This is a genomic window from Mycobacterium sp. IDUB_5, assembly GCF_055419565.1.
Genome location: NZ_JBVAXX010000002.1, coordinates 170,103 through 196,780 on the forward strand (window position 1 = coordinate 170,103; position 26,678 = coordinate 196,780).

At 69.4% G+C, this 26,678-nt stretch carries 24 protein-coding genes; 8 read left to right on the plus strand and 16 right to left on the minus strand.

Features of this window, described 5'->3' with window-relative positions; all coding sequences use genetic code 11:
* Positions 1-45: 45 nt before the first annotated feature.
* Complete coding sequence (locus tag ACZY1G_RS05810; protein ID WP_463821856.1) at positions 46-1,548, minus strand: APC family permease; 1,503 nt, start codon at positions 1,546-1,548, stop codon at positions 46-48.
* Between the two features lie 105 nt (positions 1,549-1,653).
* Positions 1,654-2,553, minus strand: a complete 900-nt coding sequence (locus tag ACZY1G_RS05815; RefSeq protein WP_463821857.1) for a LysR family transcriptional regulator — start codon at positions 2,551-2,553, stop codon at positions 1,654-1,656.
* 79 nt (positions 2,554-2,632) lie between these two features.
* Here ACZY1G_RS05815 and dapD point away from each other — a divergent pair, with 79 nt between their 5' ends.
* Together dapD and ACZY1G_RS05825 are read left to right on the plus strand one after the other, a co-directional pair.
* Complete coding sequence (dapD, locus tag ACZY1G_RS05820) at positions 2,633-3,580, plus strand: 2,3,4,5-tetrahydropyridine-2,6-dicarboxylate N-succinyltransferase (protein WP_463821858.1); 948 nt, start codon at positions 2,633-2,635, stop codon at positions 3,578-3,580.
* A gap of 198 nt (positions 3,581-3,778) precedes the next feature.
* Positions 3,779-4,054, plus strand: coding sequence for a DUF6480 family protein (locus ACZY1G_RS05825; protein ID WP_463815562.1), 276 nt, complete (start codon positions 3,779-3,781; stop codon positions 4,052-4,054).
* 16 nt (positions 4,055-4,070) lie between these two features.
* Here the strand turns inward: ACZY1G_RS05825 and ACZY1G_RS05830 are convergent, their stop codons facing one another.
* The gene (locus tag ACZY1G_RS05830) at positions 4,071-5,246 is read right to left on the minus strand and encodes an ROK family transcriptional regulator (RefSeq protein WP_463821859.1); all 1,176 of its coding nucleotides are present in this window, start codon (positions 5,244-5,246) and stop codon (positions 4,071-4,073) included.
* Between the two features lie 50 nt (positions 5,247-5,296).
* On the opposite strand from ACZY1G_RS05830, the gene ACZY1G_RS05835 reads away from it, so the two are divergent.
* Positions 5,297-6,475, plus strand: coding sequence for an MFS transporter (locus ACZY1G_RS05835; protein ID WP_463815559.1), 1,179 nt, complete (start codon positions 5,297-5,299; stop codon positions 6,473-6,475).
* 1 nt (position 6,476) lies between these two features.
* Here ACZY1G_RS05835 and ACZY1G_RS05840 read toward each other — a convergent pair whose 3' ends face one another.
* Both ACZY1G_RS05840 and ACZY1G_RS05845 read right to left on the minus strand, forming a co-directional pair.
* Positions 6,477-7,136 carry a M15 family metallopeptidase gene (locus ACZY1G_RS05840; RefSeq protein WP_463815558.1) on the minus strand — a complete coding sequence of 220 codons (660 nt, stop codon included), beginning with the start codon at positions 7,134-7,136 and terminating at the stop codon, positions 6,477-6,479.
* 20 nt (positions 7,137-7,156) lie between these two features.
* Positions 7,157-8,572 carry an acyl-CoA synthetase gene (locus ACZY1G_RS05845; RefSeq protein WP_463821860.1) on the minus strand — a complete coding sequence of 472 codons (1,416 nt, stop codon included), beginning with the start codon at positions 8,570-8,572 and terminating at the stop codon, positions 7,157-7,159.
* A 49-nt stretch (positions 8,573-8,621) separates the two neighbouring features.
* Here ACZY1G_RS05845 and ACZY1G_RS05850 point away from each other — a divergent pair, with 49 nt between their 5' ends.
* Both ACZY1G_RS05850 and ACZY1G_RS05855 read left to right on the plus strand, forming a co-directional pair.
* Entirely contained in the window at positions 8,622-9,158 is a 537-nt protein-coding gene (locus ACZY1G_RS05850; protein ID WP_463821861.1) for an NUDIX domain-containing protein, read from the plus strand.
* A 116-nt stretch (positions 9,159-9,274) separates the two neighbouring features.
* On the plus strand, positions 9,275-9,769 hold the full coding sequence (locus ACZY1G_RS05855) for an Rv2253 family sensor-like surface protein (protein WP_463821862.1): 495 nt from the start codon (positions 9,275-9,277) through the stop codon (positions 9,767-9,769).
* 9 nt (positions 9,770-9,778) lie between these two features.
* Here ACZY1G_RS05855 and ACZY1G_RS05860 read toward each other — a convergent pair whose 3' ends face one another.
* A complete protein-coding gene (locus ACZY1G_RS05860) occupies positions 9,779-13,204 on the minus strand; it encodes a bifunctional proline dehydrogenase/L-glutamate gamma-semialdehyde dehydrogenase (protein ID WP_463821863.1) in 3,426 nt (1,141 codons plus the stop codon).
* Positions 13,205-13,273: 69 nt separating this feature from the next.
* Between ACZY1G_RS05860 and ACZY1G_RS05865 the strand changes: the two genes are divergently transcribed.
* Complete coding sequence (locus tag ACZY1G_RS05865) at positions 13,274-14,200, plus strand: LysR substrate-binding domain-containing protein (protein ID WP_463815554.1); 927 nt, start codon at positions 13,274-13,276, stop codon at positions 14,198-14,200.
* Between the two features lie 112 nt (positions 14,201-14,312).
* Here the strand turns inward: ACZY1G_RS05865 and dapC are convergent, their stop codons facing one another.
* Together dapC and fdxA are read right to left on the minus strand one after the other, a co-directional pair.
* Positions 14,313-15,422 carry a succinyldiaminopimelate transaminase gene (dapC, locus tag ACZY1G_RS05870; protein ID WP_463815553.1) on the minus strand — a complete coding sequence of 370 codons (1,110 nt, stop codon included), beginning with the start codon at positions 15,420-15,422 and terminating at the stop codon, positions 14,313-14,315.
* A gap of 23 nt (positions 15,423-15,445) precedes the next feature.
* Complete coding sequence (gene fdxA / locus ACZY1G_RS05875) at positions 15,446-15,769, minus strand: ferredoxin (RefSeq protein WP_463815552.1); 324 nt, start codon at positions 15,767-15,769, stop codon at positions 15,446-15,448.
* 302 nt (positions 15,770-16,071) lie between these two features.
* On the opposite strand from fdxA, the gene ACZY1G_RS05880 reads away from it, so the two are divergent.
* Positions 16,072-16,620: a YceI family protein gene (locus ACZY1G_RS05880; RefSeq protein ID WP_463815551.1), complete on the plus strand. Its 549-nt coding sequence runs from the start codon at positions 16,072-16,074 to the stop codon at positions 16,618-16,620.
* Positions 16,621-16,663: 43 nt separating this feature from the next.
* Here the strand turns inward: ACZY1G_RS05880 and ACZY1G_RS05885 are convergent, their stop codons facing one another.
* The 7 genes from ACZY1G_RS05885 to mshB form a co-directional block, all read right to left on the minus strand.
* Positions 16,664-17,059 carry a CsbD family protein gene (locus tag ACZY1G_RS05885; protein ID WP_463821864.1) on the minus strand — a complete coding sequence of 132 codons (396 nt, stop codon included), beginning with the start codon at positions 17,057-17,059 and terminating at the stop codon, positions 16,664-16,666.
* 91 nt (positions 17,060-17,150) lie between these two features.
* Positions 17,151-17,885, minus strand: a complete 735-nt coding sequence (locus ACZY1G_RS05890) for a glycoside hydrolase family 16 protein (protein ID WP_463815548.1) — start codon at positions 17,883-17,885, stop codon at positions 17,151-17,153.
* Positions 17,886-17,902: 17 nt separating this feature from the next.
* A complete protein-coding gene (locus ACZY1G_RS05895; protein WP_463815547.1) occupies positions 17,903-18,367 on the minus strand; it encodes a DUF2231 domain-containing protein in 465 nt (154 codons plus the stop codon).
* Between the two features lie 9 nt (positions 18,368-18,376).
* On the minus strand, positions 18,377-19,288 hold the full coding sequence (locus ACZY1G_RS05900; protein WP_463821865.1) for a fumarylacetoacetate hydrolase family protein: 912 nt from the start codon (positions 19,286-19,288) through the stop codon (positions 18,377-18,379).
* A gap of 130 nt (positions 19,289-19,418) precedes the next feature.
* Complete coding sequence (locus ACZY1G_RS05905; protein ID WP_463821866.1) at positions 19,419-21,998, minus strand: bifunctional FO biosynthesis protein CofGH; 2,580 nt, start codon at positions 21,996-21,998, stop codon at positions 19,419-19,421.
* Between the two features lie 84 nt (positions 21,999-22,082).
* Complete coding sequence (locus ACZY1G_RS05910) at positions 22,083-22,553, minus strand: hypothetical protein (RefSeq protein ID WP_463821867.1); 471 nt, start codon at positions 22,551-22,553, stop codon at positions 22,083-22,085.
* A gap of 116 nt (positions 22,554-22,669) precedes the next feature.
* Positions 22,670-23,524 (minus strand): N-acetyl-1-D-myo-inositol-2-amino-2-deoxy-alpha-D-glucopyranoside deacetylase, encoded by an 855-nt coding sequence (gene mshB, locus ACZY1G_RS05915; RefSeq protein WP_463815542.1) that lies wholly within the window; start codon positions 23,522-23,524, stop codon positions 22,670-22,672.
* Between the two features lie 61 nt (positions 23,525-23,585).
* Here mshB and ACZY1G_RS05920 point away from each other — a divergent pair, with 61 nt between their 5' ends.
* Positions 23,586-24,800 (plus strand): chloride channel protein, encoded by a 1,215-nt coding sequence (locus ACZY1G_RS05920; RefSeq protein WP_463821868.1) that lies wholly within the window; start codon positions 23,586-23,588, stop codon positions 24,798-24,800.
* Here the strand turns inward: ACZY1G_RS05920 and ACZY1G_RS05925 are convergent, their stop codons facing one another.
* Positions 24,801-26,633 (minus strand): ABC transporter family substrate-binding protein, encoded by a 1,833-nt coding sequence (locus tag ACZY1G_RS05925; protein ID WP_463822212.1) that lies wholly within the window; start codon positions 26,631-26,633, stop codon positions 24,801-24,803. It lies immediately after the preceding gene.
* Positions 26,634-26,678: the final 45 nt, after the last annotated feature.

The following is a 26,678-nucleotide window of genomic DNA, read 5'->3' on the forward strand; positions in this document are numbered from 1 at the left end:
TAACAGTCATGGGAAGCAATGCCTTTCGGTTATCAGGGGTGGCGCTCAGAGATTGTGGGTCTTGGCGTACGTCGCACCCGCGTCACCGCGCGCCAGGCGCGATTTCAGGCCGGTGGCCCACCACAGCGCCGCGACGGCGACGATCCCGAGGAACACCCACTTGTTGCTGGTGAACTGCGGGAGGAAGAGCAGGGCGACCGCGACGGCGAGGAACACCACGAGCGCCGTCACGTAGAGCGGGAGCCGGAAGCGGCCGAGGTCGAAGGTGCCGGGCTCACCCGCGGGGATCGTGCCGCGCCGGTAGCCGACGATCAGCCCGATGGTCTGCAGGATGTAGACGAAGAAGAACAGCAGCGATGCGATGCCGATGATGTAGTTGAACGCCTTTTCGTTGACCAGCGCCGAGAGCAGGAGGGCCGTTGACAGGCAACCCAACCCGAGCACGGCGTAGGTCGGGGTCTTGCTCTTGGGCGACACGTGGCGCCACACGTGGGAGAACGGGAGCATGTTGTCGCGGGCCATCGAGTACGTGAGCCGAGTGGCCACCAGCATGTTGGCCAGCAGACAGGCCAGGATGTTGGTCAGTGCCACGGCCACCACGATCTTGGTGACGACGGGACCGGCCTGCTGGGTGATGATCTCTTCGATCGGCGCGGCCGAATTCGCCTCGACCGCAGCGGTGTCCTTGATGGCCAGCACGTACACCACGTACATCAGGAATTCGATGACGATCGAGGTGATGAGGGCGTAGAACATGGTCTTGGGCACCACCCGGCGGGCGTTCTTGGTCTCCTCGGCGACATCGGCCCCCGATTCGACTCCGATCAGGCCGAAGAACGGTCCCAGCGCGGCGGCGAGCCAGGCCAGCATGTAGGAGTCCTTGTCGCCGGACTGCCCGCCGGTGAACAGTGTCGAGATCGGCTGGTGGTTCTCCGGCGAGGAGAACGCGATGATCGCGATCAGTGCCGTGGCGCCGACGGTGATGACGAGTTCGAGGCTGACGCCGATGTTGTTGACCATCGTCGCGAACCGAACGCCGTAGATGTTGATGAGCACGCACACGAAGACCACCGCGATGGCCAGCAGGATCTGCGCGCTCTGGCTCATGCTCCAGCCGAACAACCCGCCGAGGTACCCCGACAGGATGAAGCCGACGCCGGTCATGCCGCAGACCCAGCCCAACAGCGCGATGACGCCGGTGAACCACGCGAGATTGGGCCCGTTGATCCGGCTGATCCACTGATAGGAGTAGCCGGCCAGCGGCAGCTTGGCCGTCAGATCGGCGGCGATGAACGTCCACAGCGTGAACACCGCGCCGGCCAGCAGCAGCGTCCACACGAACGGTGCGCCGGCGGTGAAGTAGCCGGCGCCGAAGCCGGTGAACACCGCGGTGGTGGCGCTGATCGTCGCGAACCCGATCGCGAACGATGCCAGCGTGCCGACCGAACGGTCCAGCTTCTGGGTGTAGCCGAGTTCGGCGAGCACCGCGTCTTCGGTGTTCGTCTCGGGTGGGGATGAATGAGTAGGGCGGATGACTGCGTCGGTCATGGTCACTCCAGGTCACGCTGGGGGGATGGACACTCCAGGACAGACTTCCGCCATCTCGGCGTCACCGGAAGTTCGATGTTTTGATCTCGTCATAAACTGCGCTTATCACTCCGGTTCGGGTTCCCCGGTGCTCCACTGTTCGGCCACCAACCGGACGAGGGCGTCGGCCTGGGGCGTCAGGTTGCCGGGGTTCCAGGCGAGTGCGGTGTGGCTGGGCGGCCGGTCACTGATCGGGACGTAGGCGATGCCAGGCCGGTCGTAGAACCTGGCCACCGACGACGTCGTGAAGCTGATCCCGAGCCCGCGCGCGATCGCCGTCGTCTCGGCCTCGTAGGTGGCGGCCACCGCGGCGATGGTCGGCGGGCGGTTGCCCCGCACGTCCATCGCCAGCCAGTAGTCGCGCCACGTGCCCGCTGTCAGCGGCGCGCATACGATCGGATCGTCGAGCAGCTCCATGACCGAGACCTCGGCGCGCCCCGACAGCCGATGGTCGCGAGGCAGGCAGGCCACCCACGACTCGGAATCCAGCATCAGCATGCGGTGCTCAGGCAGGTCGACCGGCGGACGAATGATCGCCACTTCGGTGGTGCCCTCGGCGAGGCCCGCCGTCGGGTCCGCGAAGTCGAACTCGATGGGTTCGACCGTGACGTCGGGGTAGGCGGCCTCGAAGCGGCGCACCAGGCGGAACAGCAGGTCAGCGCCGGTGCCGATAAGGTAGCCGACCCGCAGCACGCCACGGCGGGTGCCCGAGAGCATGACGAGGTTGTCGACGACGGCATCCACACCGGCCAGTGCCTGCTGCACCTGGGGTAGCCAGGCCGTGCCGAGATCGGTGAGCGCGACCTCGCGGGTGTTGCGCCGGAACAGCACGACGCCGAAGTGCTGTTCGAGTTGCTTGATCGCGGTGGACAGCGCGGGCTGGGTGATGAACAGCTTCTCGGCTGCGCGCCGATAGTTGAGCTCCTGGCCGAGGACGGCGAAGTAGCGCAGCTGGCGCAACGTCACGTCGGTGCTCGTGGTGCGCCTCCTCGCCGGGGTTGGGACCTGTGAGGCGATGCTAGGCGCACCGGTAGCCTGAAGCACCGTGACTTCAGGAGCATCAGGTATCGGCGTGGCGACCATCGCGGCCGACGGATCCGTTCTCGACGTGTGGTTCCCCGCCCCCGAGCTTTCGACCGAGGCAGACTCGGGGACCGTGCGGCTGTCGGTGGCCGAGGTGCCCGCCGAACTGGCCGAACTCGCCGGCCGCGATGACGACCGCGACGTCGAGACGGTGCTGGTGCGCACCACGATCGGGTCGCTGGAGGACAAGGCCGTCGACGCCTATGACGCCTACCTGCGTCTGCACCTGCTCTCGCACCGACTGGTGGCGCCGCATGGGCTCAACGCCGACGGATTCTTCGGCGTGCTCACCAACGTCGTGTGGACCAACTACGGGCCATGCGCCATCGAGGGATTCGAGATCGTACGAGCCCGGTTGCGTCGCCGTGGCCCCGTCACCGTCTACGGCGTGGACAAGTTCCCCCGGATGGTGGACTACGTGATGCCGGCCGGGGTGCGGATCGCCGACGCGGATCGGGTGCGCCTCGGTGCGCACCTGGCGCCCGGGACGACGGTCATGCACGAGGGCTTCGTGAACTACAACGCCGGCACGCTGGGCAGCTCGATGGTCGAGGGCCGCATCTCGGCGGGCGTGGTGGTCGGCGACGGCTCCGATGTCGGTGGCGGCGCGTCGATCATGGGCACTCTCTCCGGTGGTGGCACGCAGGTGATCTCGGTCGGGAAGCGTTGCCTGCTGGGCGCCAATGCGGGCCTGGGCATCTCGCTGGGCGACGACTGCGTGATCGAGGCCGGGCTCTACGTCACCGCAGGCACCAAGGTCACCACCGCGGACGGGAAGACGGTCAAGGCTCGTGAACTCTCGGGCGCGAACAACCTTCTCTTCCGGCGTAATTCGGTGACAGGCGCGGTCGAAGTCGTCAAGCGCGATGGCACCGGCATCACGCTGAACGACGCCCTGCACGCCAACTAGTCCCGCCAGTTCGGCGAGCGCTCGTGTTTGTACGTCGACACGCCGCGCGCGCTGGCAGTCTCCGCGCGCTCGGCGCGCGCGAGCGCGCATCGGGCGCCCGTGACCGAACTCTGACGAACACGCCGCAGCCACGGGAATCCGTTTACCACCCCCGGCGCGTGGGGATTGTCTTCGAAACCACGTCGACAGGAGTCACCCATGGCGGCGAGCGGCGAGCACGAGACAGCGCTTCCTCCCGACCCGGACCCCAGCGACACGACCGGCCTCGCTGAGGGCGGCAGTGTCCAGCCGGGCGATACGCCGCCAGATTCGGGTTCTCTGTCGGCGTCGGCGAACCAGGACCCGCCGCCCAAACGCCGGTTCACACCGGTGGCGATCGCGGGCATGGCCGCCGCCGCACTCATCGCCGTTCTCTTTCTCATCGTCGCGGTCGTCTACGGATTGCAGGTGTTCGGACTGATGGACCGGTGGTGAACCGGCGCGCGTAAGGTCAGGCGCCCCGCCGGTCCACCCACGCCGCCAGCGCGTCCGGCGTCGTCACATGGTCGAGTCCCGCGATCACAGCGCCCTGCAGCGGCCCGTCCTCGCCGTGCTGGGCATCGCGGACCGCAGGCGGCGACGCCTTCCGGAACGCCATCAGCCCGTCACGGAAGGCAGCGTCGAACGCATCGCCGGCCTGTGCGCGCACCAAGGCGGCTACCCCGCCGAGCGTCACGACCTGCGGGTCGTGCAGATTGACCAGTGCTCCGATGCCACGGCCCAGAGACGTCGCCACCCGCTCGAACGCTTTGTGAGACAACGCGTCCCGATGTGCGGTGAGGACACGGACATAACCCACCGGATCGGCGGGCTCCGGCTCGCCGAGGTGACGCGCCAGCGCCCGGCCGTCCACGGTCAGATCCCAGCAGCCCCGCGCCCCGCACGGGCACTCGCGGTCGAGGTCTCCGAACGGAATGTGGCCGTACTCCCCCGCCGCTCCGTGCGCGCCTGCGACCGGATCACCGTTGACCACCAGCGCCCCGCCGATGCCCTTCGCGACCATCAGATGCAGTGCCGTCGTCACGCCGCGCGCAGCACCGGTGCGGGCCTCGGCCAACCCCGCCAGGGTTGCGTCGTTGCCGAGCAGCACGGCCACCCGTCGTGGGATCCTCGCGGTCAGGACCGCGAGGTCGACATCTCGCGAACCCCGGGCGGTGAACTGGACGAGCCTGGCCTCGCTGACCGTGCCTGCCACCGACACCGAGAGCGCCGCAACACGATCGGCGTGCCGGCGATACGCCGCGCCGATCGCGCGCGACATCGCTGTCAACGCACCGCCGAGATCGTCACCGGCATAGGCCTCGTGCGCGACGATCTCAGGGCGGCCGTCCACACCGGCGACCGCCAGCCGCCAATCGGCAGCCCCCAGGTCAGCCGCCAGGATCAGCGGGCCCTCGGGGTGGGCGGCCAGCACCGCGGTCGGGCGGCCACGCCCCTGCGCCGCCGCGGGGGCCTCGTCGAGCAGGCGGGCCTTCCGCAACCGCGCGGCCAACTCGCTGGCGCTGCCGCTGCCGATGCCGAGACGCGCCGCTGCGGCGGCGCGCGTGATCCCGCGTTCGTCCCGCATCACCGCGAGGAGCTGCGCGGCGGTGAGCCAACGCAACCGTTCGGCGTGCGCAGAGACCATGCGCGATACTCCTTTTGAATAAACTCGGCTTCCGAGTATATTAAGCACACGTGACTCTGACAGCCGACCAGGACACGACGCGCGGTCTGCGCGACGCCCTGCCCGCCCTGCTCTCGCTGGCACTGGCCTCGGCACTCGCGGTCACCACCGAGATGCTGCCGGTGGGGCTGCTCCCCGACCTGGGCTCGGCGTTCGGCGTCTCCGCGTCGACCACCGGCCTTCTCGTAGGGCTCTACGCGGTGATGGTGGCGGTGTTCGCCGTACCGCTGACGATGGCCACCTCCCAGTTCCCCCGTAAACCGCTCCTGATGACCACGATCGCCGGCTATGTGGTGAGCAACACAGTGGTCGCACTCGCCCCCACCTTCGCCGTCGTCGCCGTCGGCCGCGCCGTCGGCGGCCTCACCCACGCACTGTTCTTCGCGTTGTTGATCGGCTACACCCCGCGGCTGGTGTCACGTGCGCAGGTGGGCCGGGCGCTGGCGATCGCCGGCAGCGGTGTCTCCGCCGGCCTGGTGCTGGGCGTGCCGCTGCTGACCTCGCTCGGGGCGGCGGCCGGTTGGCGCGCCTCGTTCATCGCACTGGCGGTGGCGTCGGTCGCGACGTTCGTGCTCGTCGGTGTCGTGCTCCCGGCGGTGGCCAACACCCTGCCGACCAGCAAGCCCGAGCCCGGGCGCCGCGGCATGCTCGCCGCCGTGTCCGCGTCCAACCTGGTGGTCTTCGTCGGCCACTTCAGTGCCTACACCTTCATCAGCCTGCTGCTGCTGTCCAGCGGCGTCGGGCCGGCGTTCATCGGACCGATACTGCTCGGCTGCGGCGCGTGCGGGCTGATCGGACTCTGGTACGCCGGCAAGGGACTCGATCGCAATCCCCGCCGCACCACCCTGATCCTGCTGCTGGCCACCGTGGCGGCCGTGGTGCTGCTCGGACTCGGCTGGCCGGCGCTGGTGGCTGTCCTCGGCGCGACGGCGCTGTGGTGCGCCGCGTTCGGCGGGGTTCCATCGATCTATCAGGCCTGCGCGGTGCGCACCCACGCGGTGTCGCCGGAACGTGCCGGGGCATGGGTCAACGCGACGGCCAACGTGGGGATCGCCGGTGGATCCGCGCTGGGTGCGATGCTGCTGGACCGGGCCGGGCTGGGGGCGCTGCCGTGGGTCGCGGTGGCCTTGATCATCTGCGGAACGGTCATTGCCGCGGTGTCGCGCAAAGCCTTTCCGGCTCAGCCCTAGTTCAGCCGGCGGCGTTGGGCCGCAGCGGCGGGCAGTTACCCTGCGCGTCGACGGCCAACTCGAAGTGCCAGATCTCGTTGGCATAGATCTGGCAGAGTCCGAACTGCTTGCCGTTGGCGATGAGCCATTCATCGGCCGCGGGCGGCCCGATGTCGACCGCTTCGCCCTGGACGTGACGGGACACCTCCGGCGTGGCCACGAACTGCGCCGCGGCTGCCACACTGCCGTAGCTGCGTACCGCGTCGTCGAACAGCCGCTGTTGGAAGCCTTTCGAGCGCCAGCCCGAGGTGATGCGGATGTCGATACCCGCCGGCTGCGCAGCCCGCGTGGCGTCCTGAACGGCCCGCACGAGAGCCGGATTCATCTGCGAGAGAATCGGGTTGGCGGTGTCGAACGGTGACAGCGTGGTGCCGTCGGGCAACCAGCCGCCCGTGGTGTCGACGGCCGCCGACCCGATGGACAGCGGTTCGACGGGCGGGGGTGGCGCGGCGGGTTCGGGTGGCGGGGGCGCGACGATGCTGGTCTGGACGAGCATGACCTGCGGCTGCGACGGCGGTGACTGCTGGGGCGCGTAAGCACAGGCCGCGACGGTCAGCGCGCACCCGATCGCCGCGAGCGCGCGTGTTCTGCCAGATGAGCGCGGCGTGTTGCGTGCAGACACGCTCCCTCGCCGGACCGACATCAGAACTCCTGCAGCAGTTGCTTTTTCAGCACCTTGCCCATGCCGTTGCGGGGCAATGCGTCGACGATGCGCACCTCCCGCGGCCGCTTGTGCACCGAAAGCTCCTGCGCGACATGCTCGATCAGCTCATCAGGTGAAGCGTCGCCGACCACGAATGCGACGATCCGTTGCCCGAGATCGGCATCCGGCGCCCCGACGACCGCGACTTCACTCACCCCGGCATGCGCGAGCAGCACGGTCTCGATCTCGCCGGCACCGATACGGAAGCCCCCACTCTTGATGAGGTCGACCGATTCGCGGCCCACGATGCGGTGCATACCTGCCGCGTCGATCACCGCGACGTCGCCGGTGTGGTACCAACCGTCGTCGCCGAGCACCTCCGCCGTGGCGTCGGGCCGGTTCAGGTACCCGTCGAACAGTGTGGGGCTCTGCAGATACAGCGCGCCGATCGTCTCACCGTCGTGGGGGGCGATCGTCCCGTCCTCGGCGACGATCTTCGTGTTCACGCCGTCCAGCGGAAGACCCACCCACCCCGGCCTGCGTTCGCCGGATGCCAACGTGCTCAACGTGATCAGCGATTCGGTACTTCCGTACCGTTCCACCGCCTGGTGGCCGCTGAGCTCGGCCAGCCCGTCGAACACCGGCACCGGCAGCGCCGCACTCCCCGACACCAGCAGTCGCGCCGGCGTCATCGCCCGGGCGGCGTCGCCGTCGTCGACGATGCGGGACCACACCGTGGGCACCCCGAACACCAGGGTGCCGCCGGCGGACACCGCCTGCGCGTAGTTCTGCGGCGACGGCTTGCCGGTGTGGACGAAGCGATTGCCGATGCGCAGCGAGCCGAGCAGGCCGAGCACGAGCCCGTGCACGTGGTACAGCGGCAGCCCGTGCACCAGCGTGTCCTCGGCCGTCCACTCCCAGGCCGCGGCGAGCATGTCGATGTCGGCCGCGATCGCCCGGCGACTGACCAGCACGCCTTTGGGCGCTCCGGTGGTGCCCGAGGTGTAGATGATCAGCGCCGTCGCGTCCGCGGGGGGTTCGGCGTAGCGGTGCCAGGACCGGGCGTGCATCCGCACGGGAATGTGCGGCAGGCCCCCGGTGTCCTCGGGCAGCTCCCCCAGCCAGGCCTGGGCACCGGAATCGCTGAGGATGTGGCGGCGCTCGGCAGCGCCCACGTCGGCGGGCACCGGGACCACGGGCACGCCGGCGATCAGCGCGCCGACGACGGCCAGCACGCTGGCGGCGGTCGGCCGGGCGAGCACGGCAACCGTCGTAGCACCTGCGACGCGTTCGGCGACCGAAGTGGCTGCGCCGACGAGGTCGCTTCGGCTCAGCGTCACGCCGTCGATCCGCACCGCGTCGTCGATATCGGCTCCGGCAGCCACCGCGGCAGGGTTCAGAGAGGCCAGCAGCACCCACTGAGGCTACCCGGCCGGGCCTGACCTACTCGGCGATACTGGGGCCATGGAGCCGATCCGGGCGCTCGCGTCACGCGAGATCTATCAGAACAACTGGTTGACGATCCGCGAGGACGACATCGCGCGCCCCGACGGCAGCCGCGGGATCTACGCCGTCGTCGACAAGCCCACCTACGCGCTGGTGATCCCGCGCGATGGTGACCGGTTCCACCTCGTCGAGCAGTTCCGCTACCCACTGGGATTGCGGCGCTGGGAGTTTCCCCAAGGAACCGCCCCGGACCGCGCCCACCTCGAGCCGGCCGAACTGGCGGCGCGCGAGCTCCGGGAGGAGACGGGTTTGACGGCGCAGACGCTGACCGAACTCGGACTGCTCGACGTCGCGCCGGGGATGAGCAGCCAACGCGGCCGGGTGTTCCTGGCCACCGGCATCACCGAGGGCCCGCACGACCGTGAGCACGAAGAACAAGACATGCGCAGCGCGTGGTTCGTGCGCGCCGACGTCGAGCAGATGATGCGTGACGGCGTCATCACCGATGCGCAGTCGATGGCGGCGTGGACGTTGATGCTGCTTGCCGGGCTGTGACGGCTGACTGCGGACGAGATCAACCCGTGACGCAACCGTGCCCGTGTCGGCGGGGATCGGCGCCCGTCAGCGGAGATACCGTTCACAGGTAACAACTGCAACTACGGCGAGGAACCATGTCTGCCCGACGGACCGCCTGCGCGTCTGCGATGCTCGTCGCCGCCGCGTGCGTCCATCCCGCCGCGACGGCAACGGCCGCCCTCCCCGACTGGTCCGGGCCCTACACGGTGATCACGTTCGCATCGAGCAAGCTGGGCACCAGCATCGCCGCCCGCCAGCCGGAGCCTGACTTCCGCGCCCAGTACACGTTCAACACGTCCTGCGCGGGCACATGCGTGGCGACGGCGAATGACGGTCCGGCCCCGAGCAATCCGACGGTGCCGCAGCCGAGCCGCTACACGTGGGACGGCAAGCAGTGGGTGTTCAACTACAACTGGCAGTGGGAGTGCTACCGCGGCGACGATGTGCCCCGCGAGTACGTGCCCGCCCGCTCACTGGTGTTCTACGCACCGACGTTGGACGGTTCGATGTACGGCAGCTGGCGCACCGAGATCCTCGAGGGCGTCTGCAAGGGCACCGTGATCATGCCGGTCGCGGCGTACCCGGCCTGAGTGCCCGGCCTAGGCCAACAGGCCGTCCACGAGCGCCGTGGGCGAACCGAACCGGTGCGCGGTGACCGAGACCGCCTGTTCGCGCAGGAACGTCAGCATCTCGACCCGCCCCGCTTCGACCACCGGTTGTGCGTACAGCGCGATGTCGGCCCTGCCGTCGCTGGCTGCGGCGAACGCTTCACGCGTGCCCCCCAGGAGCCGGACGCGGGCAGGAGCTTGGTCAATACTCTTACTGCGCAACCTCGTTCGCCAGGCGTCGGCGTCCTCGGCGCGACAGGTCACGCCGTGGGCGTGCAGCAGCCCGGCCACCGCCGGCTCCAGCGGCGAAGGGGTCGAGACGGTGACATGGCTGCGCGCCAGCACACCTGCAGCGACGACGCGCAGCAGCGCCACGGTCGAGTCGTCTTCCGCGCGCACCGTCACCGGCACGGGCCGATAGCGCAGGACGTTCTTCTCTGCCGCAAGACCTGTCACGTCGCGGGCCACACCGAACTCCTGCTCCCAGGCCAGCGCATCGGAAGCCAGGGACCGTTGCAGGACATCGCGGTTCACACCGAGATCTGCTGCAGCACTCAGGAAGTCGTCCAACACAGGCGTCAGAGCCGTGCCGCGTGTCGCGGGTGCGGTCTGCCAGTCGGTCAGCCCGATCAGGTAGTTCGGCCCGCCGGCCTTGGTGCCGGCGCCGACCGCGGACTTCTTCCACCCGCCGAACGGTTGCCGTCGCACGATCGCACCGACCGTCGACCGGTTGACGTAGGCATTGCCGGCCTCGACCGTGTCGATCCAGCGTACGATCTCGGCACGGTCGAGGGAATGCAGTCCGGCGGTCAGACCGTAGTCCACCTCGTTCTGGATGGCAATCGCCTCGTCCAGGTCGGCGGCTTCCATGAGACCCAGTACGGGACCGAAGTATTCGGTCAGGTGATATTCCGAGCCACGACGCACCCCGGTCTTCACCCCGGGCGACCAGAGCCGGCCGGTGTCGTCGAGCCGGCGCGGCTCGACGAGCCACTGCTCCCCCGGACCCAGAGTGGTCAAGGCGTGCAACAGTTTTCCATCAGCAGGCTCGATCACCGGACCCATCTGCGCGGTGGGGTCAGAGGGGTACCCGACCGTCAGCGAGGTGACCGCGTCGACGAGCTGATTACGCAACCGCGCGGAGTTCGCGGTGGAGCCGACCAGGATCGCCAACGATGCGGCCGAGCACTTCTGGCCGGCATGGCCGAACGCCGAGGCCACCAGATCCTTGACGGCCAAGTCGATGTCGGCATGCGGGGTGATCACCATCGCGTTCTTGCCGCTGGTCTCGGCGAGCAGCGGCAGCTCCGGCCGCAGCCGACGGAACAGGGCCGCCGTGTCGAACGCACCCGTGAGGATCAACCGACCGACCCGCGGATCGGAGACCAACTGCGAACCGAGTTCGCTCTCGTCGACGTGGACGAGCTGCAGCACGTCGCGCGGGACGCCGGCGTCCCACAGCGCCTGCACCATCACCGATCCGCACCGGCGCGCCTGCGTGGCCGGCTTGATGATCACCGCGCTACCGGCCGCCAGCGCCGCCAACGTCGAGCCTGCCGGGATCGCGACCGGGAAGTTCCACGGCGGCGTCACGACGGTCAGTCCGACCGGGACAGCGGTGGCGCCGTCGACGTCGTCGAGGGTTTCGGCAAGGTGGGCATAGTAATTCGCGAAGTCGATGGCCTCTGAGACCTCCGGATCGCCCTGGTCGAGGGTCTTGCCGGTCTCGGCGGCCATCACCTCGAGCAGCCGCGCGCGGGCGGCTTCCAGGGTGCCGGCGGCACGCCGCAGGATCGCCGCCCGGTGTGCACCCGACTGCGCCGACCATGCACTGCCGGCGGCGACACCGTCGGCGATCACCGTCTCGAGGTGATCGGCACCGGTCACCGTGTGCTCGTCGACCAGCGCCAGCCCAGCCGCGGACTGCGCGATCCGCTCGGTGATCGCCCGGCCCCAGGCCCGGTTGCCCGGCAGCGAGGGATCGGTGTCGGCGACGTTGGCGAACACCGGGTGCACCGCCCCCTCCGGGTCGTCGGTGCGGCGGTCCTGACGGCGATTGGGCAGTGGCACCTGAGTGTCGAGGGCGGCCAACGAGGCCACGAACCGGTCCCTCTCCCGCTCGTACAGGGACCGCTCGTCGTGCAGGTCGAACACCGCCGACATGAAATTCTCCTGGCTCGCGCCTTCTTCGAGCCGTCGCACCAGGTAGGCGATCGCGGCGTCGAAGTCCTTCGGGTGCACCACCGGCACGTACAGCAGCAGGCCCCCGACGGTGCGGCGGACCGCTTCGGCCTGAGCTTCGGCCATGCCCAGCAGCATCTCGAAGTCGATGCGGTCCCGGACCCCGCGCCGCCCTGCCAGCACCCACGCGTAGGCGATGTCGAACAGGTTGTGGCCGGCCACCCCGATGCGCACGTTCGCCACATGCTCGGGGTGCAGGGCGTAGTCGAGGACCCGCTTGTAGTTGGTGTCGGTGTCTTGCTTGGTGGGCCACGTCGCCACGGCCCACCCGTGCAGGTCGGCCTCCACGTGTTCCATCGGCAGGTTGGCGCCCTTCACCAGACGAACCTTGATGCCTGCCCCGCCGCGCTGTCGGCGGGCACTGGCCCAGTCCTGCAGCCGCATCATCGCCGAGAGGGCGTCGGGCAGATAGGCCTGCAGCACGATCCCCGCCTCGAGATGCAGGAGTTCGGGACGGTCCAGCAACCGGGTGAACACCGCGATCGTCATCTCGAGGTCGCGGTACTCCTCCATGTCGAGGTTGATGAACTTCGACGTCGGCGAGGTGGCCGCGAGCGTGAACAGCGGAAGCAGGCTGCGTTCGACGTGGTCGACCGCCTCGTCGAACGCCCACGGGGAATGAGGCGGCACGGTTGCCGAGACCTTGATCGAGACGTAGTCGACGTCTGGACGCGCGAGAAGTCGTTCGGTGCCGTCGAGGCGGCGCTGCGCTTCTCCCTGGCCGAGAACCGCTTCACCCAGCAGGTTGATGTTGAGCCTCACCCCGCGGTCGCGGATGCGGGCGATGGACGGGCCGAGGCGCCGGTCGGTGGCGTCGACGAGCAGGTGGCCGACCATCTCCCGCAACGCCCTGCGAGCGATCGGGATGACCAGTCCGGGGACGACGAGCGACAGTGCCGCGCCCAGCGAGATCAGGCGGCGCAGGTGCCACGGCAGGAAGCCCGGGGCGCTGCGCGCGAGATCGCGGAGGTTGGCGGCTGCGACGCGGTGGTCGTCGGGGCGGATCACCCGGTCGACGAAGCCGACGGTGAAGTCGAGCCCGGCGGGGTCGCGGAGCACGTCGGCGAGCCGGCGGGCCGCCGCGGTGTCCCGCCGCCCTGCGGCATCGTCGAGCCAGCCGCGGACCAGGGCCTCGACGTCGGTCAGCACGTCGGCGTCACGGTCGATGAGTGTCATGTCTCCATGATCCCGGCCGACGAAGCCTAAAATAAAGCGATGATTTGTGAAGGTAAAGCGTAAGCAGAAGTGACTATTCGGCGCCCGGATCTGCTCGACACCCGCCGCTTGCGCCTGCTGCGGGAGCTGAGTGTGCGCGGCACCATCGCCGGCGTCGCCGAGGCGCTGCACCAGAGTCCGTCGTCGGTGTCCCAAGCCCTCGCCCGGCTGGAGCACGACGTCGGGGTGCCCCTGCTGGAGAAGGTCGGCCGGCGGGTGCGGCTCACCCCGGCCGCCGAAGTGCTCGTCGAGCACACCGCGGCGATCCTGGACCGGCTCGAGCTGGCTGCGAGCGAGGTCGCGGCGCGCAGTGGCGAGGCCTCCGGGACGGTGCGTCTCGCCGTGTTCCAGTCCGCCGCCTCGGCGTTCATGCCGCAGATGCTCACGGAGCTGGCGTCCCGTCATCCGCGTCTGCGTGTGACGATGTCGCAGCGCGAACCGGAACAGGCGCTCTACGAGACGTGGCTGCGGGAGTTCGATCTGGTGATCGCCGAGGAGTACCCCGGGCACGCGGCGCGGGTCTATCCCGACCTGGATCGCGAGCCGCTGACGTCTGATCTACTTCGGCTCGCCGTGCCCACGACCGGTGAGCGGTGGGAGCGGGTGCGCACCGTGGCCGACGCGGCCGAGCTGCCCTGGACCATGGAACCTGCCGGCACCGCATCCCGGCACTGGGCCGAACAGCTGTGCCGCCGAGCCGGATTCGAGCCCGACGTCCGCTTCGAGACCGACGACCTGGAAGCGCAGATCGCGCTGATCGAGAGCGGGAACGCGGTGGCGATCCTGCCGGATCTGATGCGGGTGCGACGCCGCCCGGACGTCCGCGTCATCGACGTCGACGCCCGCCGGCGCACCGTGTTCACCGCGACCAGGACCACGCTCAGCCGCACCCCGGCGATCCGCGCCTGCCGCGAGGCACTCGCCTCGGTCGCGCCGGCAGAGCTCACGCTTTCTTGACCGCGATTTTCTTCCGCGAGCAGACGCGAACTCGCGCACTTTCGGCGTGGCGCGCGCGAGTTCGCGTCTGTTCGCCACAGGGACCTGAGCCCCGGGCACTCGCGGCGGGACGTCAGGCGAGCCGGGCGGCCGCGGCGGTGATCCGCTCGTCGGTCGCCGTCAACGCCACCCGCACGTGCCGGGTGCCGCGGGGGCCGTAGAACTCGCCGGGTGCGACGAGGATGCCGCGCTCGGCCAGCCACGCGACCGTGTCGCGGCCCGGCTCGTCGCGGGTGGCCCACAGGTAGAGCCCCGCCTCGGAGTGGTCGACCGTGAATCCGGCCGAGCGCAGCGCGGGCAGCAGCAGCCCGCGCCGATGCTCGTAGCGGGCACGCTGCTCAGCCTCGTGCGCGTCGTCGTCCAGCGCGGCCACCATCGCGGCCTGCACCGGCGTCGGCACCATCATCCCGGCATGCTTGCGCACCGCGAGCAGCTCGGCGACCACCGCCGGATCGCCGGCGACGAAACCGGCGCGATAGCCGGCCAGCGACGACGTCTTCGACAGCGAATGGATGGCCAGCAACCCGGTGTGGTCACCGTCGCAGACGTCGGGATGCAGCACCGACAGCGGCGCCGCGTCCCAACTCAACCCGAGGTAGCACTCGTCGGAGGCGATCAGAACGCCGCGTTCGCGCGCCCAGCCGACGACCTTGCGCAGATGCTCGACGCCGAGCACCTTCCCGGTCGGGTTGCTGGGCGAGTTCAGGAACACCAGCGCGGGAACCTGCGGCCCCAGCTGTGTCAGCGAGTCGGCCCGGACCACAGCCGCGCCGGCCAGAAGGGAGCCGACCTCGTAGGTGGGGTAGGCCAATTCGGGCACGACGACGGTGTCGGAGGGACCGATACCGAGCAGGGTCGGCAGCCACGCGATCAGTTCTTTGGTGCCGATCACCGGGAGCACCGCGGCGGGGTCGAGCCCGGTGACGCCGTACCGCCGGGCGAGCGCCGCGACCGCCGATTCGCGCAGCGCGGCCGTGCCCGCGGTGGTCGGGTAGCCGGGCGCCGCGCTGGCGGCCGCGAGTGCCTCGCGGATGATCGGAGCAACCGGGTCGACGGGCGTGCCCACCGAGAGGTCGACGATGCCGTCGGGATGGGCGCGCGCGGCCGCGGTGACGTCGGCGAGGGTGTCCCACGGGAACACCGGTAACGACGCCGAACGGCGACGGGCGGCGAGGTCAGGCACGGGACCGGGTCCCGCCGTTGAGGTCAGTCCTCACCCTGCGGCGGCAGGTCCTTGACCGCCTGCGGATCGTTGTCGGTCTGGCCGACCTTGGATGCGCCGCCGGGCGAGCCCAGCTCGCTGAAGAAGTCGGCGTTGACCTGCGTGTAGCTGCTCCACTGGTCCGGCACATCGTCTTCGTAGTAGATGGCCTCGACCGGGCACACCGGCTCGCAGGCGCCGCAGTCGACGCACTCGTCGGGGTGGATGTACAGCATCCGGGCGCCCTCGTAGATGCAATCGACAGGGCATTCCTCGATGCATGCCTTGTCTTTGACGTCGACGCAGGGCTCGGCAATCGTGTACGTCACGAACTTCTCCTAAGTCCTCTCGAACTACCTGTCCGGTGGGCTGTTCCCGGTAGGCGCGCTGGTCGGCGCGACCGGCTCAGCAAGTATCCCTGCCGATGGTTGGCCGCGCGTGTCAGTGTGCCCTAACTTCGCCGAACACCCGTGGGGGTTCCGCGTGGTTACTGATACTAAACGTCGCAGATACCACGCGCGTGGGACCTCCGCGATTGTCGACGCGACGTGTCGGGAATGTATTCGGACCGCGGTCCGTTTCAGCGGATGTTGCCGTCGGACCGTCCGACGCATGTCCGGAAGGAACTCCCATGACCAGCTCTGTTGCCACCGCCCTGCCGACCGGTACCTGGGCGATCGATCCCGTCCACTCCTCGGTCAACTTCTCGGTACGCCACCTCGTCGTGAGCAAGGTCCGCGGCGGATTCGACACCTTCAGCGGGACGATCACCGTCGCCGAGGACGGCACCCCGTCCGTGCAGGCCGAGATCGCAGTCGACTCCGTGAACACCCGCAACGAGCAGCGTGACGCGCACCTGAAGGCCGCCGACTTCTTCGACGTGGAGAACCACCCCGTCGCCACCTTCGCCTCGACCTCGGTGCGTGAGGCCGGCGACCACTACGTGCTCGAGGGAAACTTCACCCTCAAGGGCATCACCAAGCCGATCTCACTGGACCTCGAGTTCAACGGGGTGAACCCCGGCATGGGACACGGCGAGGTCGCCGGTTTCGAGGCGTCAGTCGTGCTGAACCGCAAGGACTTCGGCATCGACATCGACATGCCGCTGGAGACGGGCGGCGCCGTGGTCGGCGACAAGGTCACGATCACGCTGGAGATCGAGGCGCTCAAGCAGGCCTGACGTTCGCGGGCCGCATCGCCTCAGGCGATGCGGCCCCGCTCGGTCACCAGGTGATGGCTTCTTTCAGCCCGGCCGAGACTGCCTTCTTCGCGACCTTGCGACCCTTGTGGCGCTTGCCCGACGAGGCGCGCCGACGGCGCAGCAGCAACACCGCGACGACGACGGCGCCGACGGCTGCCGCGAGCGCGACCACGGACGTCTCCGGTGCGTTCTCGGTCACGGCGTGCTTCACCTCGCCGGCCTTGTCCTGCACGGAATCGGCGACCTCCGAGGCCTTTTCGCCGGCCGCCTGCGTCACGTCGTCGACCTTCTGCTTCGCTCCAGCCTCGACCCGATCGGCCGCGCCATCGGCGCGCAGATCGTCGTTCCCGGTCGCCTCGCCCACCGCTTCCTGCGCGCGGCCTGCCATCTCCTGAGCCTTGTCGGTCAGCTCTCCCATGATCACTCCTTCGATTTCACGTTGTCACCTGTGAGACGGCGGCGAACAGCGAAACCGAACGGCTGGGGATCCGTGACGTCCGACACAACGGTCAGCGATGGGTCACGCGGGTGACGCGCATCGACGGCACATGGCCCGCGTCTCCCGGTTGGTCCGGGAAGTCGAAGACACCGAGGATGAGCATCATCGGATAGTCCGGCGCCTGGGTGCAGGTTCTCGTCACCTCACCGTCGATGGTGAACTCCACCGATCCGGGGCGCCAGTGGGCGGCGTAGGTGTGGGACCGGGTGATGTCGATGTCGCGGCGCTCTGCCGAGAAGTCTTCCCGCAGTGCGGGATCGCGAAATCGATGAATACCCTGCCCCACCTGCGCGGTACCGCCCTCGATCGTGTCGCCGAAGACCTCCATCAGGCAGATCTCCCCGCACCTGTCCGCGCGGTCCTCCAGCCCCACCATCCAGGCCGAGAACATCGATCGCGCACCAAGATCCGCGGTGCACGTGACCGCGATCGACCCGAAATGCGGGGTGAAGCCGAGCACCGTCGGCTGCTGCTCGCGCACCACCAGGTCGTCCCGGAACGGTTGCGGCGCATCGGTCGACCCCACCGGCCCTGATCGATTCGCACTCTGGATCGCCGACACCCGCAGTGGCGTCTCGTGCAGATCAGGACACCACAGCGGGTGATCGAAGGGAACCGACAGTGTCAGGCCGTCATCGCCCACCGTGTAGGCGGCCGCCGCCGCGGCTCGCGAACTCCACGCGGGAAGGTAGGACGCCGTCCACACATCGGGATCGAGGACAGCGAACCGTTCGTCGAACCCCATGGCGCGGACTCTAGCGACTATTCGTTGACGAGGCCCCACTTCGCCTCGGTGCCGACGTGCCCGATGCGGACCACCTGCACGGTCGTCGCCACCCCGATCACCACCGCGAGCACCGCCACACCGATCGCGATTCCCTTGTGCGGCGTGTCCGAACGCCCGGCACGCACGTGCAGCACCGCGATCGCGATCGCCATCACCAGCAGCGCGATCGAGAAGTAGATCATCGTCTCGCCGCGCTCCTCGTGCAGTTCCAGGATCGGGCTGTGCGAGTCCTCCCGGTTGTACAGCCATTCTCCGGCCGACGTGGTCAGTGGGGTGAGCACCAGGTTCACCGCGGCCAGCACCACTACTAACCACACGAAACGTGTTCGCGCCCAAGGTAATAGCGCGCAGAGTATGCCGAGACCGGCAGTGAGCGGGGCGAGGACGACGATGGCATGGACGAGAAGAGCATGCGCGGGCAGCCCGGCAATGGTGGACACGAGTTCTCCCTAAGGGGTCAGGATCGAATGACTGATGTCACCGATCTGGTCGATCGTCAACGTCAACTGATCACCGGGTCGCAACCAGTGGCCCGTCTCCATGCCGGATCCACCCGGCAAGGTTCCCATGGCGAACAGCTCTCCGGGAAAGAGTCTTTCGTCCCGAGATGCGTGAGCGAGCATGTCGCCCAGCGTCCATTGCATTCCGCTGCTGAACACCGTCGACACGGTCGCGCCGTTCACGGTCACCAATCCGGTCAGTTCGTGGATGTGAGGCAGGATCTCCTCCGCACTCACCGCGAGCACCGACATCGAGGAGGTGAAGTGTTTGGCCTTCTGCGGCCCCAGTCCGGTCGCCATCTCACTACGTTGTACGTCACGGGCGCTGAAATCGTTCACCACGACGAAGGCTCCGATGGCCTCGACGGCTTCCGCGGGCTGGGCGTTGTGGAGCGGTGCGCGCAAGACGAAGCCGACTTCCAGCTCGAAATCCAGTGCGCGCGAATAGGACGGAACGCTGATCGGCGTGCCGCTGGGCACGAAGGTCAGATGGTTGGACATGTAGTAGATCGGCTGACGGTAGAACAGCGGCTTGGGCTTGAACGCGGGGAACGGGCGGCGGGTCAGCTTCTCCACCGTTCCTGCGGCGCGGGATTGGCCAGGATGGAAGCGGCGCACCAGACCGCGCGCCGCATCGATGGCGTGCCGTTCGTAGAGCATGAAGTCGCGAAACGACGCGGGCTGGACAGGCAGGACGTGGCCCGAGAGCTGGTGGTGGTCGCGCGCCATCGAGAGTTCCCACTCGCGGTCGAACACCTGACCGCCCAGGGCATCGGTGTCAGGTGCGGCCTGCCATGTGCCGTCGTCGCCGAGCGCTTGCACCTCGATGCGTCCGTCGACCAGCATGCGCCGCAGCTTCACAGTGAAGGTGATACCAGCTGCAGCTGTGAATTGCGGTGGGACGTGCGCACTCGTCACGATCGAGTGCGCGCGCAGCGCCCACCTTTCGCGGCGTGTCGAGAGACAAACACGCTCGCTCGCCGGACAGGGGCTAGGCCGCCAGCGGGGTGTAGTCGGTCGAGCGTTGGCGGGCCGGGCGGCCGATGCCGTCGGCGATGGCGACCAGTTCGGCAACGGTCTTGGCGCTGCCGTTCTCCGAGCCCGCCATCCGGGAGATCGTCTCCTCCATCAGCGTGCCGCCCAGATCGTTGGCGCCGCCGTTGAGCATGACCTGGGTGCGCTCGACGCCGAGCTTGACCCAGCTGGTCTGGATGCTCGGGATGCGACCGTGGAGCATGATCCGCGCCAACGCGTGGACGGCCCGGTTGTCTCGGTGCGTGGGCCCCGGTCGCGCCCCACCCGCCAAGTACAAGGGCGAGGACTGGTGCACGAACGGCAGCGGGACGAACTCAGTGAAGCCACCGGTGCGGTCCTGGATGTCGCGCAGCACGTTGAGATGGCCGACCCAGTGTCGCGGCGTGTCGACGTGGCCGTACATCATCGTCGACGACGACCGCAGCCCGACCTCGTGGGCGGTCGTGACGACCTCGATCCACATCGAGGTCGGTAGTTTGCCCTTCGTCAGCACCCACCGCACCTCGTCGTCGAGGATCTCGGCCGCGGTGCCGGGGATGGACCCGAGGCCGGCTTCGCGCAGCGCGGTCAGCCACTCCCGGATCGACGTACCGCTGCGGGTGACACCGTTGGCGATCTCCATCGGGCTGAACGCGTGCACATGCATCGAGGGCACCCGCGCCTTGACCGCGCGCACCAGATCGGCGTAGCCGGTGACGGGCAGTTCGGGATCGATGCCGCCCTGCATGCACACCTCGGTCGCCCCCGCCACGTGCGCCTCCCACGCCCGGTCGGCGACCTCGGCCGTCGACAGCGAGAACGCGTCCGCATCGCCTTTGCGTTGCGCGAACGCGCAGAACCGGCAGCCGGTGTAGCAGATGTTCGTGAAGTTGATGTTCCGGTTGACCACATAGGTCACGTCGTCACCGACGACGTCACGGCGCAGCGAATCTGCCAGTGCGGCAACGGCATCCAGGGCCGGCCCGTCTGCGGTGGCCAGGGCCAGGTACTCGTCGTCGGAGCATCCGGCCGGGTCTCGCTCCGCGGAGCGCAACGCGGCCAGCACATCGGTGTCGATCCGCTCGGGGGCCCGGGCGGCGAGCTCGTGCACCTTCTCCCGGATCGACTCCCAGTCGCCGAACGCCGACCCGAGGTCGCTGCGGGTTTCGGTCAGGCGCCCTTCGGAATCGATCGCGCTGTGCAGATCGATTCGGCCGAGGGATTCGGTGGCCTCGTCGGGTTCCTGCCACGGCCGCCCGACCGGGTCGACGTCCAGGGCGTAGCCGGTGTCGGGATCCGCCAGCGCGTTGACATGACTCATCACGCGAGGGTCGATCCAGGCCGCCCCGGCCTGCACGTACTGCGGCTGGGCAGTCAACCGCTGCACCAGGTCATAGCCGGCTTCGGCGGTCACCTCAGCAAGCTCGTCGAGCGCGGGCCACGGCCGCTCGGGGTTCACGTGATCGGGAGTCACCGGCGAGACGCCACCCCAGTCGTCGACGCCGGCGGCGATCAGCGACAGACACTCCGACCGCGAGACGAGGTTGGGCGGGGCCTGGATTCGTACCTTGGGCCCCATCACCAGCCGCGTCACCGCGATCGTTGCCAGGAAGTCCTCCAGGCCGGCGTCGGGAACGGCCGCCATCGCGGTGTGGTCCTTGGCGCGGAAGTTCTGCACGATGACTTCCTGGACGTGCCCGAACTCCTTGTGCGAGCGTCGGATCGCATGGATCGTCTCGGCCCGCTCGGTCAGCGTCTCCCCGATACCGACCAGCAGCCCGGTGGTGAACGGGATCGACAGACGGCCGGCGTCGTCGAGGGTGCGCAGCCGCACCGCGGGGTCTTTGTCGGGACTGCCGTAGTGCGCCAGCCCCTTGGTCTCGAACAGCCGTCGCGACGTCGTCTCCAGCATCATGCCCATCGACGGCGCCACCGGCTTGAGCCGCGAGAGTTCCGACCACGACATCACCCCGGGATTCAGATGCGGCAGCAGCCCCGTCTCCTCCAGCACCCGGATCGCCATCGCCCGCACGTAATCAAGCGTCGAGTCGTAACCGCGTTCGTCAAGCCACTGCCGCGCCTCGTCCCACCGCGCCTCCGGCCGGTCACCGAGGGTGAACAGTGCTTCCTTGCAACCCATTTCGGCACCGGCCCGCGCCACGGCCAGGATCTCGTCGGGCTCCATGTACATGCCCTTGCCCTCGGCGCGAAGCCGTCCGGGCACGGTGACGAACGTGCAGTAGTGGCACGTGTCGCGGCACAGGTGGGTGACCGGGATGAACACCTTGCGCGAATACGACACCGGCAGCCGGCCCGCGGCACCCCGCCGGCCCGCCGCCTCCAGACCCGCGTCCCGCACCCTCGCCGCAGACGCCATCAAGTCGGCCAGATCCGCACCGCGAGCCGTCATGGCGACCGCGGCTTCCTCGACGTTCAGCGTCACACCGTCACGGGCACGCCGCAGTACCCGCCGGACCGCCGCCGCAGAGGGCGGTGTCGCGGGCGAAGGCAGGCTGGGGTCGGGCAGATCGGTGCCGCGCTGGGAGTTCAGAGCCACTTCCCCATAACCCCGGCGTCGACGCGGATCATCCGCGCGTCTCACATTCTGAAACCACAGCGCCTGGCATAGGGGCCACAGTAGTCAACGGCGGTTGGTCCCGGGGCTCGCCCCGGCCCGTTCCGACGCTGCCCGCCGCCTTGTCAGGAGCCAGCCGGCGGGGAGCGCCCCGACGGCGATGAGCAGGATCGACGCGTACTCCATCAACCCCACTCCGCCGAACACGATGTCGTCGCCGGGACCACCGAACGTGCACAGCAGCACGGTCGCGAGCCACGCCCACAGCGGCGCGGCCGCCAGCCGCGTCGACGACGTCCACTGCAAGGCCACCCAGACCAGGGCGACGTTGATCGCTCCGCTGAGCACGGCACTGATCGGGACGGGGACGCCACCCACCCGCAGCGGCAGGAAGAAGACGGCCATCAACGCCGAGAGCACGCCATCGACGGCGAGGACGGCGAGCACGACCCAGCGCAGCCGGTCCGACGCCGGCACCGCGGAGGACGTCAGGTCGGGATGCTGTCGATCACGGACACCAGCGAGCCGATGACCCACTGGAAGTTGTCGAGGCGGTCCTGCCAGTGCTGCAGGTTGGGATCGAGATCCGGATCCATGAGCTTCCCTTCCGCGCGTCGGGCAGACCAGCGCAGCGTACCCCGTCCTGCGACGGCTCACTCCAGACTCAGCCCAGCGAGCAGGTCGGTCTCCCACCCACGCTCGTCGCGCTCCCCCGCCTCGCCGGAGACCAGCACGTAATGCTCGACCGCGGGCACCGGGAGGGCGATGTTGTTCGACAGCGCCATTGCAGTGCCGTCGGGTGCGACCTGGACCTGGGTCGCGTGCGCGCGCAGCGCGGCCACCTTGGCGGGCAGGTGCGCGCTGACGTCGAGCGCGGCATCGATGGTGTCGTCGTCGAACCCGATGAGCGGCAGCGCGCCGGCGTCGAGGGTGACCCAGTGCTCCGGAAGCCCGGACAGCCCGGCGAGCCCGTCACGAATCGCGTTCTGCGACATGACGTTCCAGTAAACCTTGGGCACCCGCCACTGCGCCGCGGCGACCCCGGCGATGGCGATCCGGTGAGCGTGGATGTGGTCGGGGTGGCCGTAACCGCCCTGCGGGTCGTAGGTGACCACGACGTGCGGGCGCAGGTCGTCGATCACCGCTGCGACCGCCGCGGTCTGCTCGTCGATGTCGCCGTCGACGAAGCGTTGCCGATGCCGGGCGGGCGTGCCCGCCATGCCGGAGTCCCGCCACCGGCCGGCGCCGCCGAGGTAGCGGGGACGGTCGACCCCGAGCGCGCTGAGCGCGGCGGTCAGCTCACCGATGCGGTAGCCGCCGAGCTGGTCGGCCGCGTCGACGGCCAGCTGCGCCCACTCCTGCCCGATCACCTCGCCCTCCTCACCCAACGTGCAGGTCAGGACGTGGACCTGCGCGCCGCGGGCGCAGTAGTGGGCGATCGTGCCGCCGGTGGTGAGGGTTTCGTCGTCGGGGTGGGCGTGGACGAACAGCAGCCGCGGCGTCTCCATGCGCTCAGCTTGCCCGCTCGTCTGCCGGTCATCGACTCCAGGTGTGGCTTAGATTCGCCTCGTGTCTCGCCGCATGATCGAGTTCGGCTGCGCGATCGTCGTGATCGGCCTGCTCGCCGGCGTCGCGGGAGCTGCGACGACGTTGATGCTGCACGCTGTCGAGCACCTCACCTACCGCTACAGCTTCGGGACGCTGCTCGCCGGCGTCGAGAACAGCGGCGACTGGCGCCGCGCGCTGGGTCCGATGATCGGCGGCGCGCTGGCGGGCACGGGCTGGTGGCTGTTGCGGCGCCGCGGCTCCGTGCCCGGCCTGTCCGCAGTGCTCGCCGGGGAGCAACCCGTGCGGCGGTTGGCGCTGACGGGCGACGCCGCACTGCAGGTGCTGCTCGTCGGATCGGGGGCATCTCTGGGGCGGGAAGGTGCGCCCCGTCAGCTCGCCGTGGCGTGGGGGGATCTCGGTACCTCGCGGTGGACACTGACCGCCGAGGACCGCCGCATCCTGCTCGCGTGCGCGGCGGGCGCAGGGTTGGGCGCGGTGTACAGCGTGCCGCTGGGCGGCGCGTTGTTCGCGACGCGAATCCTGTTGGGCACCTGGCATCCTCGCGCGGTCGGCACCGCGCTCATCACGTCCAGCCTGGCGGTCGCCGTCGCGGCGCCGGTCACGCACCTGGAGCATCCGCTGACCTGGCCGGCCGCGAGTCTCTCTCCGCTGCTGGCTCTGCTCGCCGTGGCGCTGGCCCCGCTCGCAGTGGCCGTCGGGTGGGCATTCACGCGGGTGACCGCTTCCCGGCCCGCGGCGGTGTCGCCGGCCTTGGTCCCTGCGATCGCCGCGGCCGGACTCCTCACCGGGGTGTGCTCGATCTGGCTCCCGGTGCTACCCGGCAACGGTCGCAGCGTGCTCGAGGTCAGCGTCGACAGCGGCCTCACGATCGGCGCCGCCGCGGCCATCCTGGTGCTCAAACCGCTGCTGTCGGCGGCGTTTCTGCGCGCCGGGGCCGTCGGCGGACTGCTGACCCCGGCGCTGGCGACGGGAGCGGCGGCCGGTTCGGTGGTGGCGCTGGGCCTCAACTCCGTGGCCGGGACCTCGCTGCACGTGCCCGCGGTGTCGCTGATGTGCGCGGCCGGTGTGCTGGCGATCACGCAACGCTCGCCGTTGTTCGCCGCCCTGTTCGTGTGGGAGCTGGCACGCCCGCCGGTGTGGCTGCTGGCGGTGTTCGCGCTAGCGGCGTTCACCGCGTACGGCCTGACTCGGCTGCGTCGGGTCAGTTGCTCATGACTACTGGGGCAGCTTGAGCCACTGCCCGGCGTCGCCGACGATGCCGACCGGCACGGCGCCGGTGAGGCTGACCCCCTGCACGCTGGGCCCAGCGGCAACGATCGTGGTGTCCTGCAGGATCGGCAGCACGGTGGCCATGTCCCACAGCCGCGGTTCGACGTCGTCGATCACCTCGCCGATGTCGGCGGTGCCCTGCAGGGCGGCGTCGATCCGAGGCTGGATCGTCCGATCGCAGACGCCGGTGATGTTGCTCGGAGCCTGAACGAGCTGGCCGGTCTCCGGCGCGGGCACGGGCGTGGTGGCTGTGGTCGGCTGGGCAGTGGTCGTCGGTGACGGCGTCGGAGAGGACGAGCTCGGTGCAGTCGAAGCAGGTGTGGTCGGGGTGCTCGGCGCGGTGGTCGGGACGGCCGTCGCCTCCAGCGCGGGACATCCGAATCGCGATGCCAGCGCGGTTGCGAGATCGCCCCCGGCCTGATGCCAGCCGACGACGGCGTCGACCGTGTTGTCGGTCAGCGCCTCGCCGTAGAGCGTCACCGGGTCGAGTGCCGACACCGACGCCGCGATCCCGACACTGCGCAGCTGGTCGGCCGCGGTGTTGGCGACCGCCACCGATGTCGGGTCGTTGGCGGCCACGCCGAGGACGAACGTCAGCGGCTCGCCGTCCTTGACCAGCTGGCCGCGACCGTTCTCCGGCGGCGCCGGGCTCGACGTCGGTGTCGGAGTCGGAGTCGGGGTCTCGATCTGGTAGCCGGCAGTCCCGAGCAGCGCCATCGCCTCATCGCGCGTCATGGCGGGAGGAGCCGTCGGCACATAACCCGGGTCCGACGGCGAGCGGACCTGCGCCTGCGCCAGCGTCACGGTGTTGTCGTCACCGGCTCCGACCGCTGCCAGCAGATCGACGTCGAGGAGGCCGAGGACGGCCTTGCGCACCTGCGTGTCCGCGAGCGCGGGCCGTTGCGCCCGCAGTGTCAACTGCATGACGCGCGGGGTGACGATCCGGGCGGTCCGCACGTCGGGGATCGCCGAGAGCTGCGCGAACACCGCGGATCCGCCATGCACCTGCGCCACCTGGGTGTCTCCGTTGCGGATCGAGTCGGCCAGCGCGGCAGGCGCGCCACCGCGGCGGAACAGGATGAGGTCGGGGACGGCGGGTTTGCCCCAGTAGCGGTCGTTGCGCGCCAGCAGGATCTCGTCGCGCTGCGGGTCGATGCTCTCGACGCGGAACTGCCCGCCCGTCACCGGAAGCGCCTGCGCGAGCCCCGCGGAGAACCCGCCGGGCACGTCCTTGACGATGTGCGCGGGCAGGATGTTGTGGAACAGCTCGCGCCACGCCGGGTAGGGCTGCGAGAACGTGACCACCGCGGTCTTGCCGCCTTCGACGGACTGCACCCCGGTGATGAGGTCGTAGCCGGCCGGGTCCACCGTTCCCGGCTCGCTGACCATCTGCCGCCAGAGGTACCAGAAGTCGTCGGCGCCGATCGGCGCATTGTCCGTCCACTGCGCCTCGGGACGGACCTTGTAGGTGACGGTGAAGGGGTCCTGATCGGTCACCTCGGCCGACTCCAGCAGCGTCGGGTCCATCTCCCAGCGCGAGCCGGTCGGGGTGCGGGAATCGGGGATCGGCCGGAAGGTGCTCGGCAGCACCAGCGAACTGATCGCCGCGTTGACGGGCGACTGGTCGGACACCATGTGGGCGTTGAAGCCGGGACCGATCGAGTCGATCGCCATGATGATCTGCGTTGCCTTCGTCGGCGGCGGCGCCGTGGACTTCGTGGTGTCGGTGCTCTGCGGCGCGGGCGGCGGGCTCACCGTGCAGCCCGACACCGCCACCATCACGGCCGCCGCGCAGCAGAGAACTCGGCGGGCGATCGGCACGCT

What these genes read in the sequence shown, in the direction of transcription:
- ACZY1G_RS05890 (WP_463815548.1), bottom strand. Translation starts at nt 17,885, where the DNA reads ATGGGGTTCGACGAACGGTTCGCTGTCCTCGATCCCGATGTGTGGACG.
- ACZY1G_RS05830 (WP_463821859.1), bottom strand. Translation starts at nt 5,246, where the DNA reads ATGGTCTCTGCGCACGCCGAACGGTTGCGTTGGCTCACCGCCGCGCAG.
- ACZY1G_RS05810 (WP_463821856.1), bottom strand. Translation starts at nt 1,548, where the DNA reads ATGACCGACGCAGTCATCCGCCCTACTCATTCATCCCCACCCGAGACG.
- ACZY1G_RS05850 (WP_463821861.1), top strand. Translation starts at nt 8,622, where the DNA reads ATGGAGCCGATCCGGGCGCTCGCGTCACGCGAGATCTATCAGAACAAC.
- ACZY1G_RS05885 (WP_463821864.1), bottom strand. Translation starts at nt 17,059, where the DNA reads ATGGGAGAGCTGACCGACAAGGCTCAGGAGATGGCAGGCCGCGCGCAG.
- ACZY1G_RS05855 (WP_463821862.1), top strand. Translation starts at nt 9,275, where the DNA reads ATGTCTGCCCGACGGACCGCCTGCGCGTCTGCGATGCTCGTCGCCGCC.
- ACZY1G_RS05860 (WP_463821863.1), bottom strand. Translation starts at nt 13,204, where the DNA reads ATGACACTCATCGACCGTGACGCCGACGTGCTGACCGACGTCGAGGCC.
- ACZY1G_RS05825 (WP_463815562.1), top strand. Translation starts at nt 3,779, where the DNA reads ATGGCGGCGAGCGGCGAGCACGAGACAGCGCTTCCTCCCGACCCGGAC.
- ACZY1G_RS05880 (WP_463815551.1), top strand. Translation starts at nt 16,072, where the DNA reads ATGACCAGCTCTGTTGCCACCGCCCTGCCGACCGGTACCTGGGCGATC.
- mshB (WP_463815542.1), bottom strand. Translation starts at nt 23,524, where the DNA reads ATGGAGACGCCGCGGCTGCTGTTCGTCCACGCCCACCCCGACGACGAA.
- ACZY1G_RS05925 (WP_463822212.1), bottom strand. Translation starts at nt 26,633, where the DNA reads ATGGTGGCGGTGTCGGGCTGCACGGTGAGCCCGCCGCCCGCGCCGCAG.